A 12,082-nucleotide genomic window follows, 5' to 3' on the forward strand; every position below is an offset into this window, starting at 1 on the left:
TGATTTATCGAATACTCATTTATCGAATGAACATTCGATATACGATGGAGTATCCCGGTCCGCAAGTTGCCTGGATCACGCGCCTTGCGAAAATGTTACGAGCGCCTGCGCCGGCGTCCGCTGCCCGGCAGGGGTGATCTAGCCGCTCACATGCGGTGAATGGCCTTCCGGCCTCGCGAGCATCTTCGCCAGCATGCCGAGGGCACGCGCGAGGTCGGCGAGCGGTGGTCCTCCAAGGCAGAGGCGAATGCCGCTCTCCACCCGGTCCGGAGCGGTGGCGATGGCGCCCGGCGGCGTGACGGCGATGCCGGTGGCCGCGGCGGCCAGCGTCACCTGCTCGGCGCGCGCACGGGTCATCGGCAGCCAGACATGGAAGCCGTCGCGACTCGGATGAACCATGGCCTCGCCCAGGACCGAGGCGGCGAGCGAACGCCGGCGCGCCGCCTCTACGCGGATGGACGCAGTGACCACCGCCGCGATGCCATCGGCCAGCCATTGCTCCATCACCACGCAGGAGAGGGGCGAGACCATGAGCGCCGTCGCCCTCAGCACGGTCTCCGCCTGCTCGACGAGGCCCGGTGGCGGCGCCAGCACGCCGATCCTGAGCCCGGGGCTCAGCGTTTTCGACAGGCCGTTGACGTAGAAGGTCCGCTCCGGCGCCAGCATGGCAAGGGGCGGCGCGCCCGCAGTCGCGGCCAGGGCATAGACGTCGTCCTCGATGATCGTCACGTCGTGGGCGCGGCAGAGCTTCACGATCGCCCGCGCCGCGCTTCGCTCATCGTGGCGGTCGTCGGGTTGTGCATGGTGGGGGTGACGTAGAGCCCGATGGGGGTTCGGTCGCAGGTCGCAAGCGCGGCCTCCAGCGCCTCCGGAACGATGCCCTCCCCATCGATCGTCAGGCGGCGCAGCCGGTAGCCCGCGTGGCGGGCGAGGGCGATCGCGCCCGGATAGGTCAGTGCCTCGGTCAGGATCGTCCCGCCTGGGCCGCAGGCCACGCCGAAGGCCACCGACAAGGCCTGCTGCGCGCCGTTCGTCAGGAGGAGCCGCGAGGCATCGGCTTCCATCCCCAGAGGCGCCAACCAGCGCGACATCAGACGGCGATGCTCGTCGTGGCCGGCGGCGGGGGGATAGAGGGTGAAGAGATGCGGATCGAGATTCCTCGCCGCGGCGATGAGCGTTTTCGCCAGCACCCGTTCGCTCAGCATGGCGGGCGGCGTGTTGATGGAAAGGTCGATGACCGGGCAGTTGCGCGCGGCGATCGCCGCCATGAAGGTGCCGTGTCCCTTGACGCTGCGGGTCAGGCCGCGCCGCTCCAGCACGCCATAGGCCTTCGTCACCGTGCCGATGCCGATCCCGAGCCGCCAGGCGAGGTCGCGGTGCGCGGGCAGCCGTGCGCCAGCCTCCAGGCGGCCTTCAATGATGTCGTCGGCCAGCGCCGCCACCAGCCGTTCGGAGGGAGGCGCGGCTATGTCGGCAAGGCGTGGATGCCAGGGAGATGCGATACGCATGATCGATCATGTCTCAAAAAGTGTCACATCTCCCCTAGGGTGACGGCAAGCCGCCTTCGCCGGCCGAAACTGTTCCTCGGGCTGAAAGAGCATGAATCCCGAGATCCTGATTTCGCTGGGGATCTTCTCCGTCGTGACCTCCGTTACGCCGGGTCCCGACAATCTCATGCTGCTGGCCTCCGGCGTGAACTTCGGTCTTGCACGCACCCTGCCGCATTCCTTGGGAATCTCGTTCGGGTTCTTCCTCCTGTTGCTGGCCGTGGGCGCCGGCATCGGCGGCCTGCTCACCGCCTGGCCCACGCTCCATGTGGCGCTGACGGGGATCAGCGCCGTCTGTCTTTTCTACCTCGCCTATCGTCTCGCGCTGAGCCGATCCATCGGGAACGAGGAGGCGAGGAGCCGCCCGCTCACCTTCACGGAGGCCGCCTTCTTTCAGTGGGTCAATCCGAAGGCGTGGGTGATGGCGCTCTCCGGCATGGCACTCTACACGGACAAGGCGAGCCCGTTCCTGTCCATGCTCGTCGTCGCCGCTCTCTTCAGCCTCTTGAACTGGCCCTGCGTGGCGCTGTGGGCCACGTTCGGCACGATGCTGCGGCGGCTGCTGGCGCATGCGGCCAGGCTCAGATGGTTCAACCTGCTCATGGCAGCGCTCATGGCCATGAGCGTGATCCCGATCGTGATCGGGTAGCCGCCTTTGCCGCACCGCGGCGGGGCTGGTCCTCGACTGCTGCGGCAAGAGCCGGCGATAACCGCAGGGTCAAGCAGGGACGCTCCCATGGCTATCTTCGGCGACTATACGCAGGGCATTCTCGTGGCCTGGGCGGCCTTCGCACTCGCCACCGTCAGCCCCGGGCCGGCGCTCATGGCCACCATGGGCACTGCAATGGGCTCCGGGCGCAGGGCGGGCATGGCGCTCGGGCTCGGCATTTGCTGCGGTTCCCTGACGTGGGGGCTGCTGGCCGCCTTCGGCCTGCGCCTCGTCCTGGATCGGTAGCTTTCTGTCACCGCCGCCCCGTGCCGGCCTTGCCGTGCACCCCGGTCGGAACAAGCGGTCGCCGCCCTTGGATCGGGTTCCCTGCTACCGGGCGACCGCGACGGGCAGGCCGGTCGACGGATGGGGCAGGACGTCCATGGCGATGCCGTAGATATTGCGGAGCTCTTCGGCGGTCATGATGTCGCCGGGCGCGCCGCGCGCGACGAGCCGGCCGGTATGAAGGGCGATGATCTCGTCGCAGAAGCGCGCCGCCATGTTCACGTCGTGCAGGACCACGAGAATGCCGAGCCCCTTGTCCTTCGACAGCCGGTGAACGAGCGACAGCACCTCGATCTGGTGGGCGATGTCGAGGGCGGAGGTCGGCTCGTCGAGCAGTAGGCATTCCGCATCCTGCGCCACCAGCATCGCGAGCCAGGCGCGCTGGCGTTCTCCGCCCGACAGGGTGTCGACCAGCCGGTCGGCGAACGGGGCGGTGTCGGTGAGTGCCATCGCCTCGTCGACCTTGTCGCGGTCGGTCGCGCCGAAGCGCCCGAGCGCGCCGTGCCACGGGTAGCGTCCCAGCGCCACCAGTTCCTTGACCAGCATGCCGGACGCCGGCGGCAGCGCCTGCGGCAGATAGGCGACCTTGCGGGCGAAGGCGCGGTCGCCCCAATCCTTCACGTCCCGGCCCTCGAAGCGGATGCTGCCGCCGGAGGGAGGATGCTGGCGCGCGAGGATCTTCAGGAGCGTCGATTTCCCGGAGCCATTGTGTCCGATCAGGCCGAGCACGCGGCGCGACGGAATCTCCAGCGTCAGCGGCTCGAGGAGGGCACGGCCCGCGACGGAAAAGGACACGCGCTCGAGCGCGAACAGCGGCACGTCATGGCGCCCGGCACCGGCCGGCCGCGCGATGCCCAGAGCCGTTGCCGGGTCGATCACATCGGAAGTTGCCCCGGCGGGAGCCGGTCGGCGTTCGGCCTCGGTGCCGCTATCGGGGAATACACGCAGGTTCACGGTGCCGCCCAATCAAGTTGCATCTGAACATCCGAGCCCAGAACCCTTTCAGTGCTCGATTCATCCGGCTCGCGCCGACGCGGCCGGCCGCCGCGCCGGGATCCCGCCAGGCGGACCACGGCGGCCTCGTCTTCATCGCGCCACCGCCGCAAGGCGCAGCTGTCGGCGAGACGCGGCACGGCCCGTCAGGTTCGCCTCCACGCTGGCGGCGAAACTCGCGTGGAACGCCTCGGCCGTGACGATATTGAGGTGATCGGTCCCGGGGACGACCTCCACGCGCTCCACCCGGTTCGAATAGTCCCGCCAGTCGATCAGCTTGAAGCCTCGGCGGATCGATTCCTCCGCGATCCAGGCATGGATGGGGCAGTCGAAACGCTCCATCCGGTAGTTGCGGAAGATCATCGCATTCTCGATCAGCGTCCAGAAGATGTGCTCGCGGCTGCCGATGTCCGGACCGTCGAGCGGCAGATCTTCCTTGCTGTTGTGCACGTAGGCGAGGAAGCGCGTGTAGACGTCGGCGTCCATGCGCGCGAAGAGGCTCTCCCAGCCGGCGCGCATCCGCGTGCGCCCGAGCCAGGCGGCGATCCGGCGCTCGAGCATGGCGCGATCGGAAGGATCGAGGACGACCTCGGCATTGACCGCGAATTCCGCATCGAGGGCGCAGACGTCGAGCATGCCGACGAAGTTCATCTCGACGCTCGTGCCCAGGAGCCGGGCTGTCTCGTAGGCGAGGATGCCGCCCCATGACCAGCCGAGCAGGGTGCAGGGCACGCCGCCGCTCGCCCGGCGGATGTGGTCGGCGTAGCGGCCCGCGAGCTCCTCGACGCTCGCGGTTCGCGTCTTGTCCTGTGTCAGCGAGTAGCAGATGAAGGCCGTGGCCGGCTGATCGGGCCCGAGATGCGCCACGAGCTTCGCATATTCGCGCGTGCTGACGAGGAGGCCGGGGAAGCAGTAGAGCATCGGGCGGCTGCCGCTGCGCCGCATGTGGACGACCTCGGGCTCCCCGGCCGCTCCTGCGGCGATGGCGGCGGCGAGCTCCGCCACCGTCTGGTGATTGAAGAGCTGGGCGATGGTGATCCCCCTGTCCGGGAAGAGGCCCGCGAGGCGGCTCAACACCTTGAGCGCCGTGAGCGAATTGCCGCCGAGCTCGAAGAAGTTCTGGTCGATGCCCACGGCTCGCAGGCCGAGCACCTCCTGCCAGATGTCGGCGATGTCGCTCTCCATAGCCGTGCGCGGCGGGAGAAGGGACGCGGTCTCGATGTCCGGGGCGGGCAGGGCGGCCCTGTCGAGCTTGCCGTTCGGCGTGAAGGGCAGGCTGTCGAGGACCACGATGCGCGAGGGCACCATATAGTCCGGCAGGCTGCGGGCCAGCGCCGTGCGCAGGGCGGTCGGCTCCATCTGCGCGCCGGCCGCGGGAACCACGTAGCCGACGAGCATGGAACCGCCCGGCCCCTCGCGCAGTGCGGCGGCCGAGGCGCTCACCGCCTCGAGTTCAGCCAGCCGAGCCTCGACCTCGCCGAGCTCGATGCGGAAGCCGCGCAGCTTCACCTGCTGGTCGCGGCGGCCGAGGTAGTCGATGGCGCCATCCTCCCGCCGGCGCACGAGATCGCCTGTGCGATACATGCGCCCGCCGCCGCCGGCGAAGGGATCCGGCAGGAAGCGCTCGGCCGTGGCACCCGGCCGCCGATGGTAGCCGCGGGCAAGACCGTCGCCGCCGATGAAGAGCTCGCCGACGGAGCCCTCCGGGACCGGGGCGAGCCGCTCGTCCAGAATGTAGGCGTGGCGGGGGCCGACAGCCCGGCCGATCGGGGCATAGGCCCCCGTGAAGCTCTCGCTGGCCGGCACCTTCCAGGCAAGCGGCGAGATGACCGCCTCGGTCGGCCCGTAGCCGTTGATGAGCCATTGCGGTCGGAGGGCGCGCTTGACGAGTGCGAAGGTCGCCGGCGACATGCCCTCGCCACCGAAGGAATAGAGCCGCACGGGCGGTGCCGAACCCACCTCCTCGGCCCATTCGGCAACCTGATGCAGGTAGCGCGGCGGAAAGCCCGCATTCGTGACGCCGTGGCGCCCCATGGCGGCGAGGGTTTCGCCGGCGCTCCACAGGTCCTGGTCGCGCAGCACAATGCTGCCGCCGAAGGCGAGCGGCACCATCCAGCGCTCGTGCGCGCCGTCGAAGCTCACCGACAGGAAATGCAGTTCGCGTGACAGCGGCGTCATGTCGTAGAGGTCGCCGGTCGCGAGGCAATGGGCCGCGAGCGGGCCGTGCGCCACGGCGACGCCCTTCGGCCGTCCCGTGGAGCCGGAGGTATAGATGAGATAGGCGAGCTGGTCGGGATGGACCGGCACATCGGGGTCCGTGCCGGGCATGGCCGATGGCGCCGGCCCGTCGCAGGCCACGAGCATCGTGCCGGGCAGGTCCGGCAGCCGGGCGGCGAGGCGGCGCTCGATCAGGACGAGGGTGACGCCCGCGTCCCCGAGCACATGGGCGATGCGCTCGGCCGGGTGGCCGGGATCCACCGGCACGAAGGCGCCTCCCGCCTTGAGCACGGCGAGGAAGGCCACGATCATGGCCGGTGAGCGCTCGAGCGCGACGCCGACGCGCATCTCGGGCGCAAGGCCGAGCGCGAGGAGATGCCGGGCAAGACGATTGGCCTCGGCATCGAGGGCGGCGAAGCTGACGGTCTCGTCGCCCTGGATCACGGCCGGGGCGTCCGGGCGGACGCGGGCATGGTCGGCGATCAGGCGGTGCACCGGGGCCGGCGCCCCCGGGCCGGCCTGCCAGGCGGGGTGGACCGCGGGGCCGGCGAGGAAGTCACGCAGCCGGCGCGGCCGCATGTCTCCCCAGATGACGTCGATATGAGCGCAGCATGCCTCGCGCGTCCCGGTGAAGCCGGTTGACCGCCAGCCGTCCGGCGTCGCGTGGCCGCGGAGCCAGATCGAGAATTGCTCCGCACCGTTCACCACCACGTCGAAGATGGTGTCCTCGTCGTCGATCGCCATTGCGCGTCCCGTCCTGCTTCGGCCGTGTTCCTAAGACGGACGAGGCGGCGGAAAATTTCGGAGATCCTGCCGCCGGCGGCGATCGTCCCGCAGTCGTCGTGAAAAATCCCCCAGCCGCATTCGTCGTTCCTTCGACGCGTGACGAAAGGGACGGCCATGGGCATTGCGCACCGCACATCAGGCGAGACCGCATTCACGTCCTTCAACGCCGAGGGAGCCGGGCGGGTCACGACCCTGCGCTCCGGCGGCTCCTTCGTCGTGCAGGAGGATGGCAGGCCCCTGGTCACGCTCGCCCTCGAAGCTGGCGGGGAAGGGCGCCTGGCGTTGCGGCAGGCGGGCACCGAAGCACCGGACACGCAGCTTCGCGCCGCGCTCGCCGGGTTCGAGGCCCTCTTCGCCCTGGAACCGCAGCGCGAAGGCGTGGCGCTCGATGCCGACAGCTGGGCCCCGCTGCGCGCCGCCCTTCTGCGCAGCGGCGCAGCACTTGCCGGCGAAGGGGGAGGGCTCGAGGTGCGGGCCTCGCTCCTCTGGCAGCTGCCGCAACTCTGGCTGCGACCGCCCCTCGCCGCGCCCTTTCCCCCGCATCATGTCCTGACGGCGGGGCGGCGCCACCCCCTGCGGGCACCGAAGCCCGAGGGCGAGGTCTATGCGCGCCACATCCCCTGGCTCGGGCAGACGCTCACCTTCCGCGCCGCGACCCTCGACGCCGATCTCGCCCGCCTCAACCGCTGGATGAACGATCCGCGTGTCGCCGCCGTCTGGAACGAGGAGGGCGATATCGGGAAGCACCGGGCCTATCTCGCCGGGCTCATCACCGATCCCCACATGCTGCCGCTCGTCGGGTGCTTCGACGGCGTGCCCTTCGGCTATTTCGAGGTCTACTGGGCGAAGGAGAACCGCCTCGGCCCCTTCTACGACGCGGAGGACTACGACCGCGGCTGGCATGTGCTCATCGGCGAGGAGGCCTATCGCGGCCGGCAATGGATCGCGGCATGGCTGCCCTCGCTGATGCACTACCTCTTCCTCGACGATTGCCGCACCCAGCGCATCGTCGGCGAGCCGCGGGCGGACCACCACCAGCAGATCCGCAATCTCGACAAGGCGGGCTTCGCCAAGGTCAAGCAGTTCGACTTCCCGCACAAGCGGGCGCTGCTCGTCATGCTGCTGCGCGAGCGCTTCTTCAGCGACCGGTTGTGGAACCCCGCGGCCGAGCCGGAGCCGCCGCGGGAGGGAGCGGGCGCCGCACCGCGGCGGGTGCGGATCGCCGCGCGCGAGACCGCATTGCCAGTCGGGGCGTGACATCATCCTTCAACCGGCAGGTGTATCCATGAACGCTCATGACCGGATCCACGACGTGATCGGCGTCGGCTTCGGCCCCTCCAACCTGGCGCTCGCCATCGCGCTCGACGAGATCGCCCGGCGCGACCAGCCGGGCCTCTCCTTCCATTTCGTCGAGAGGCAGCCCCGCTTGACCTGGCACGGCGGCATGCTGCTGCCGGGCAGCGACATGCAGATCTCCTTCCTCAAGGACCTCGTGTCGCTGCGCGATCCGACGAGCCCCTTCACCTTCGTCAACTACCTGCACGAGAAGGGGAGGCTGGAAGCCTTCATCAATCGCAAGACGTTCTTTCCGAGCCGCGTCGAGTTCAACGATTACCTGCGCTGGGCGGCGTCGCGGTTCGACAGCCATTGCAGCTATGGCGAGGAGGTCGTGGCCATCGAGCCGCATGTCGCCCACGGCCTGGTCGTCGCCCTCGATGTGCGCTCACGGTCGGCGGCCGGCGGGGAGCGCGTGCGCCGCGCGCGGAACATCGTCATCGCCGCGGGCGGCACGCCGAGCGTGCCCGATTGTTTCGTCCCCTTCGCCGCGGATGCGCGCATCCTCCACTCCTCCGGCTATCTCGACGGCATTGCCGGGCTCGGCCTCGCCGACCGGCCGGCCTCCCGGGTCGCTGTGATCGGCGGCGGGCAGAGCGCGGCGGAAATCCTCATGGACCTGCACGGCCGCTTCTCGCGGCTGCGCGCCGATCTTGTTCTGCGCGCCCGCGCCCTGAAGCCCGCCGACGACAGCCCCTTCGTCAACGAGATCTTCAGCCCGGCGGGAACGGACATCTTCTTTCGCCAGTCGCAGGAGGCGCGCCGGGCTTTCCTCGACGAGTTCCGCAACACCAACTACGCGGTCGTCGATCTCGACCTCATCCAGAGGGTCTATGACGTCCTCTACGAGCAGCGCGTGGAAGGCGAGAGGCGGCTCACCGTTCTGAGCGGCTGCGAAGTCCTGGAGGCTGCTGCGGATGCGGAGGGCATCGCCCTGACCCTGCGCGACCGGCAGGGCGGCCCGCCGGAACGGCGGGCCTATGACGCCGTCATCCTCGCGACGGGCTATCGCCGCGATCCAGACCCGCGCTTCCTGCAGCATCTTGGGCCCTATCTCCGCGGGCTTTCGGTCGACCGGCACTATCGGCTGCGGACCACGGACGACTGCGAGCCGGCGATCTTCCTCCAGGGGCTTTCCGAAACGACGCACGGGCTGAGCGACAGCCTCCTGTCCGTGATCGCCGTGCGCGCCCGCGAGATCGCCGAGGCCCTCGTCGGGCTGAGGGCCCGACCGAGCAGCCCGGTTCTGCCGGGGCGGTTCGCGCGGGCCATGCGTGTGGCGGCGTCCTCATGAGCATGACGCGGGCGGTGACGAAGCCGGACGGGCCGCGTGCCACCGCTCCGAGCGCAGATGTACTCGTCGCGGCGCACCTGCGCATGCTCTCGGGCAGCTATCTCCCGGAGGTGGTGGCCGGACCCGGGCGAGCGATCTACGCCTGGTCCGCGCATGTCCCCGACGTGACCATGAACTTCGCGGTTCGCCTCGGGCCCTCCGATGTCGGCTGGCTCGTGCGGATGGCGCGCGAAAGGGCCCGCGCGCCCGCCCTTCTCGCCGCGGACGAAGCGGCGGCCCGGATCGGCGAGGCAGAGCGTGCGACGGTCTATCCGGCGCGGTGGATGGTGGCCCCCTGTACGCGCAGCGACAACGGAGAACTGCCGGTGCTCGGCCTGTCGGCTTCCGTGACCGAGGCGGCGGCGCCCGACCCGCATTTCTTCCAGGTCTTCGCCGGCTGCCACGCCACGGAGGCCATCGACGCCCATGTGCGGTGCTTCTATGTGCCGGCGCTCATGGCCAGCCGGCTGCCGGCGCGCATCCTGAGCCGCCATTTCGTGATCTTCGAGGCCGGGGAGCCCGTGGCCTGCGCCACGCTCCACGTCGAAGGGCGGCTGGCAGGCCTCTACAATGTCGGGACGCTCCGCTCGCACCAGCGCCGGGGCATCGGCGAGGCTCTCGCGCGCCACGTGGTCGACCACGCGGCGGCGCTAGGCTGCACGCACGTGTTCCTGCAATGTGCGGCGGGCACGCATCTCGAGCGGTTGTACGCCCGGGCTGGTTTTCGCACGGCGTTCTCGCCCTTCCTCGTCTGCCTCGATCCGGACTGAGGCTCGATGCGCCGCTTCCTGTCCGCGCCGCTCGATCTCGGCGCTCCCGACGTATCCCGGCTCGTTCTGCGGCTTGCCCTGCCGTCGGTCGCCGGCCTGTCGATCAGCGCCCTGCACCATCTCGCCAATGCCGCCTTCCTGGGCATGCTCGGACCGGATGCGGTGGCCGCGGTCAGCTTCGTCTTCCCGCTTGCCATCCTCTTGGCAGCCCTGGGCGAGGCGATCGGCATCGGGACGGCGGCCCTCGTGTCGCGCCTGCTCGGGGCGGGACGGGGCGACGATGCCAACGGCGCGGCGACGCGCGCGGTGGCGCTTGCCGTCGCCGTCGGCCTCGTGGCGACGGCGCTCGTCCTGCCGGCGCTCGATCCCATCCTGCTGGCCTTCGGCACCACCCCCGCGGCACTGGCACCGGCACGCGCCTATGCGGGCCTTCTCGTCCTCGGGACGGGCCTGACGCTCCTGCAGATCCTGGCCGATTTCATCGCCATTGCGGAGGGCAACACACGCTTCAGCATGTGGACGCTGATCGTCTGTTTTGCGCTCAACATCGCGCTCGACCCTCTGTTCCTCTTCGTCTTCGACTGGGGCGTCGCGGGCGCGGCCGCCGCGACCCTCACCGCCCAGGCGCTGGTGATGACGGCCTGGCTCGTCTATTTCGCCGGCGGTTTCGGCAGGGTGCGCATCCGCCCGCGTTCTCTCGCCTCAGGCCGCGGATCGTTGCAGGCGATCCTCGCGGTCGGCGCCCCGGCGGGGCTCGCAAGCGTCGTGGCGGCCGCGGCCCTCATGCTCGTCTACCGCACGGCTGGCGCCTATGGCGAGGCGAGCGTCGCGGGCCTCGGCATCGCCCTGCGGCTCCTTGCCGCCGGCACGCTGCCCATTGCCGGCTTCTGCCTCGGCGCGCAAGGGGTGCTCGGCTACGGCTGGGGCACCGGCGACCACGTCCGTGTCAGGCGGGCGGCGCGCTTCATGGCGCTCGTCACGACGGGCTTCGCGCTCGCCTATGCCGGGGTGATGACGGCGGCGGCCGGACCGGTCGTCGCCCTGTTCACGGCCGATGCCGGTGTGCGGGCGGTTGCCGGCCGGGCGCTCGTCGCCGTCCATCTGTTCTTCGCCTTCCACGGTCTGCAGATGGTGCTCGTCGCCCTTCTCAGGGCGACGGGCCGGGCTCGCCTCGCAGCCCTCGTCACGCTCGCCCCGCAGGGCTATCTCCTCCTGCCGCTCGTCCTGGTGCTGCCGCGGTTCTGGGGCCTCGACGGCCTCATTGCCGCCCCGGCGATCGCGTCCGGTCTCTCCAGCGTGCTGGCCGCCTTCCTCCTCCTGCGGGAGATGCTCGCCCTCGAGCGTCGGGCTGACGGCGCTCAGATCACGTCGGCCGTGAGCGGGCAGGTGCTGCAACGCGCGAGCTGAGGCAAGAGGTAGCGCAGGCAGCAGACGCGCCGCCGCCTTTCCCCTGCGGTCCGCGGGGGAGCGTGCAGGGGATTGCGCCGGCCGTCCGGCCAGTGATGCCGCAACATCACGGCCTCCGCTCCGGCGACGACCGCGGCCGGGACGCTCGGGTCGTGGGCGATCTCGGCGACGATCCAGGCGTAGAGCGAGGCGGCGTTGCTCCACAGCACCCGCGGTGCCAGGCGGGCACAGGCCGCAAGGCCGTCGACGGCGGGCGCGAGATGCTCCCACACGAGCGGCTCGAGACGTGTGACGGCATCATCCCCTGCGCAGGTCGCGCCCTCATGCGGAATGCGCATGGCGGCGGGCGTGGCGTCCGGCGTGAGGATGACGTGCATGCCCGCCAGGGCGACCGGCAGGTCCCGGCCGAGCAGCAGCGCGGCGGCGACCACGGGCGGCATCAGGGCGCCGAAGTACCACTGGGACCAGAGCGACGCGACGGCGCGCCGATCCCCGCCGGGAAAGGCCGCGCCGAAGCGGGCGATGGTTTCGCCGAGCAACGCCGGTTCGAGGAGGTCGGCGCAGCCGATCGCCGGGCGCGGATCATCGGGCAGGACCAGCGTCGCCGCGCATGGCGCGAGCGCGCCGCCCATGACGGCCGCGAGGTTGCGAGGCAGGGCGGAGGGTGAGGCGCAGGGAGCTGTCGCGATGGCCTGCACGG

General features: G+C 70.3%; 11 protein-coding genes. 6 read left to right on the forward strand and 5 right to left on the reverse strand.

Translation table 11 applies throughout. The features are described from left to right. Window positions 1-138: 138 nt before the first annotated feature. On the reverse strand, window positions 139-753 hold the full coding sequence (locus tag QNA08_RS18950) for an aminotransferase class I/II-fold pyridoxal phosphate-dependent enzyme (protein ID WP_340321242.1): 615 nt from the start codon (window positions 751-753) through the stop codon (window positions 139-141). Beyond that, window positions 750-1,508 (reverse strand): aminotransferase-like domain-containing protein, encoded by a 759-nt coding sequence (locus QNA08_RS18955; protein ID WP_340321244.1) that lies wholly within the window; start codon window positions 1,506-1,508, stop codon window positions 750-752. Before QNA08_RS18955 ends, QNA08_RS18950 begins: the two co-directional genes overlap by 4 nt. 91 nt (window positions 1,509-1,599) lie before the next feature. Between QNA08_RS18955 and QNA08_RS00190 the strand changes: the two genes are divergently transcribed. Continuing rightward, window positions 1,600-2,196 (forward strand): LysE family translocator, encoded by a 597-nt coding sequence (locus QNA08_RS00190; RefSeq protein ID WP_283738674.1) that lies wholly within the window; start codon window positions 1,600-1,602, stop codon window positions 2,194-2,196. 87 nt (window positions 2,197-2,283) lie between these two features. Next, on the forward strand, window positions 2,284-2,502 hold the full coding sequence (locus QNA08_RS00195) for a LysE family transporter (protein ID WP_283738675.1): 219 nt from the start codon (window positions 2,284-2,286) through the stop codon (window positions 2,500-2,502). Window positions 2,503-2,586: 84 nt separating this feature from the next. Here QNA08_RS00195 and QNA08_RS00200 read toward each other — a convergent pair whose 3' ends face one another. Both QNA08_RS00200 and QNA08_RS00205 read right to left on the reverse strand, forming a co-directional pair. Continuing rightward, window positions 2,587-3,399, reverse strand: coding sequence for an ATP-binding cassette domain-containing protein (locus tag QNA08_RS00200; RefSeq protein ID WP_422679840.1), 813 nt, complete (start codon window positions 3,397-3,399; stop codon window positions 2,587-2,589). A 228-nt stretch (window positions 3,400-3,627) separates the two neighbouring features. After that, window positions 3,628-6,495: an MbtH family protein gene (locus QNA08_RS00205; RefSeq protein ID WP_283738676.1), complete on the reverse strand. Its 2,868-nt coding sequence runs from the start codon at window positions 6,493-6,495 to the stop codon at window positions 3,628-3,630. Window positions 6,496-6,651: 156 nt separating this feature from the next. On the opposite strand from QNA08_RS00205, the gene QNA08_RS00210 reads away from it, so the two are divergent. From QNA08_RS00210 to QNA08_RS00225, 4 genes are read left to right on the forward strand one after another with little or no spacing between them, the layout of a single operon-like run. Then, on the forward strand, window positions 6,652-7,794 hold the full coding sequence (locus QNA08_RS00210) for a GNAT family N-acetyltransferase (RefSeq protein ID WP_283738677.1): 1,143 nt from the start codon (window positions 6,652-6,654) through the stop codon (window positions 7,792-7,794). 28 nt (window positions 7,795-7,822) lie between these two features. Beyond that, window positions 7,823-9,166 (forward strand): lysine N(6)-hydroxylase/L-ornithine N(5)-oxygenase family protein, encoded by a 1,344-nt coding sequence (locus QNA08_RS00215; RefSeq protein ID WP_283738678.1) that lies wholly within the window; start codon window positions 7,823-7,825, stop codon window positions 9,164-9,166. Then, a complete protein-coding gene (locus QNA08_RS00220) occupies window positions 9,163-9,975 on the forward strand; it encodes a GNAT family N-acetyltransferase (RefSeq protein WP_283738679.1) in 813 nt (270 codons plus the stop codon). The genes QNA08_RS00215 and QNA08_RS00220 overlap by 4 nt, the downstream gene beginning before the upstream one ends. Before the next feature lie 6 nt (window positions 9,976-9,981). Beyond that, window positions 9,982-11,382 carry an MATE family efflux transporter gene (locus tag QNA08_RS00225; protein WP_283738680.1) on the forward strand — a complete coding sequence of 467 codons (1,401 nt, stop codon included), beginning with the start codon at window positions 9,982-9,984 and terminating at the stop codon, window positions 11,380-11,382. Here the strand turns inward: QNA08_RS00225 and fhuF are convergent. Next, window positions 11,334-12,080: a siderophore-iron reductase FhuF gene (gene fhuF, locus QNA08_RS00230; protein WP_283738681.1), complete on the reverse strand. Its 747-nt coding sequence runs from the start codon at window positions 12,078-12,080 to the stop codon at window positions 11,334-11,336. The genes QNA08_RS00225 and fhuF overlap by 49 nt on opposite strands. Between the last annotated feature and the right edge of the window lie 2 nt (window positions 12,081-12,082).

Origin of the sequence: Chelatococcus albus (assembly GCF_030067675.1) — a bacterium.
In the GTDB taxonomy this organism is placed as follows: domain Bacteria; phylum Pseudomonadota; class Alphaproteobacteria; order Rhizobiales; family Beijerinckiaceae; genus Chelatococcus_A; species Chelatococcus_A albus.

Bases quoted from the DNA above. Each gene is read 5' to 3' on its own strand.
- QNA08_RS18955 (WP_340321244.1), bottom strand. From the start codon at position 1,508: ATGCGTATCGCATCTCCCTGGCATCCACGCCTTGCCGACATAGCCGCG.
- QNA08_RS00190 (WP_283738674.1), top strand. From the start codon at position 1,600: ATGAATCCCGAGATCCTGATTTCGCTGGGGATCTTCTCCGTCGTGACC.
- QNA08_RS00195 (WP_283738675.1), top strand. From the start codon at position 2,284: ATGGCTATCTTCGGCGACTATACGCAGGGCATTCTCGTGGCCTGGGCG.
- QNA08_RS00205 (WP_283738676.1), bottom strand. From the start codon at position 6,495: ATGGCGATCGACGACGAGGACACCATCTTCGACGTGGTGGTGAACGGT.
- QNA08_RS00210 (WP_283738677.1), top strand. From the start codon at position 6,652: ATGGGCATTGCGCACCGCACATCAGGCGAGACCGCATTCACGTCCTTC.
- QNA08_RS00215 (WP_283738678.1), top strand. From the start codon at position 7,823: ATGAACGCTCATGACCGGATCCACGACGTGATCGGCGTCGGCTTCGGC.
- QNA08_RS00220 (WP_283738679.1), top strand. From the start codon at position 9,163: ATGAGCATGACGCGGGCGGTGACGAAGCCGGACGGGCCGCGTGCCACC.
- QNA08_RS00225 (WP_283738680.1), top strand. From the start codon at position 9,982: ATGCGCCGCTTCCTGTCCGCGCCGCTCGATCTCGGCGCTCCCGACGTA.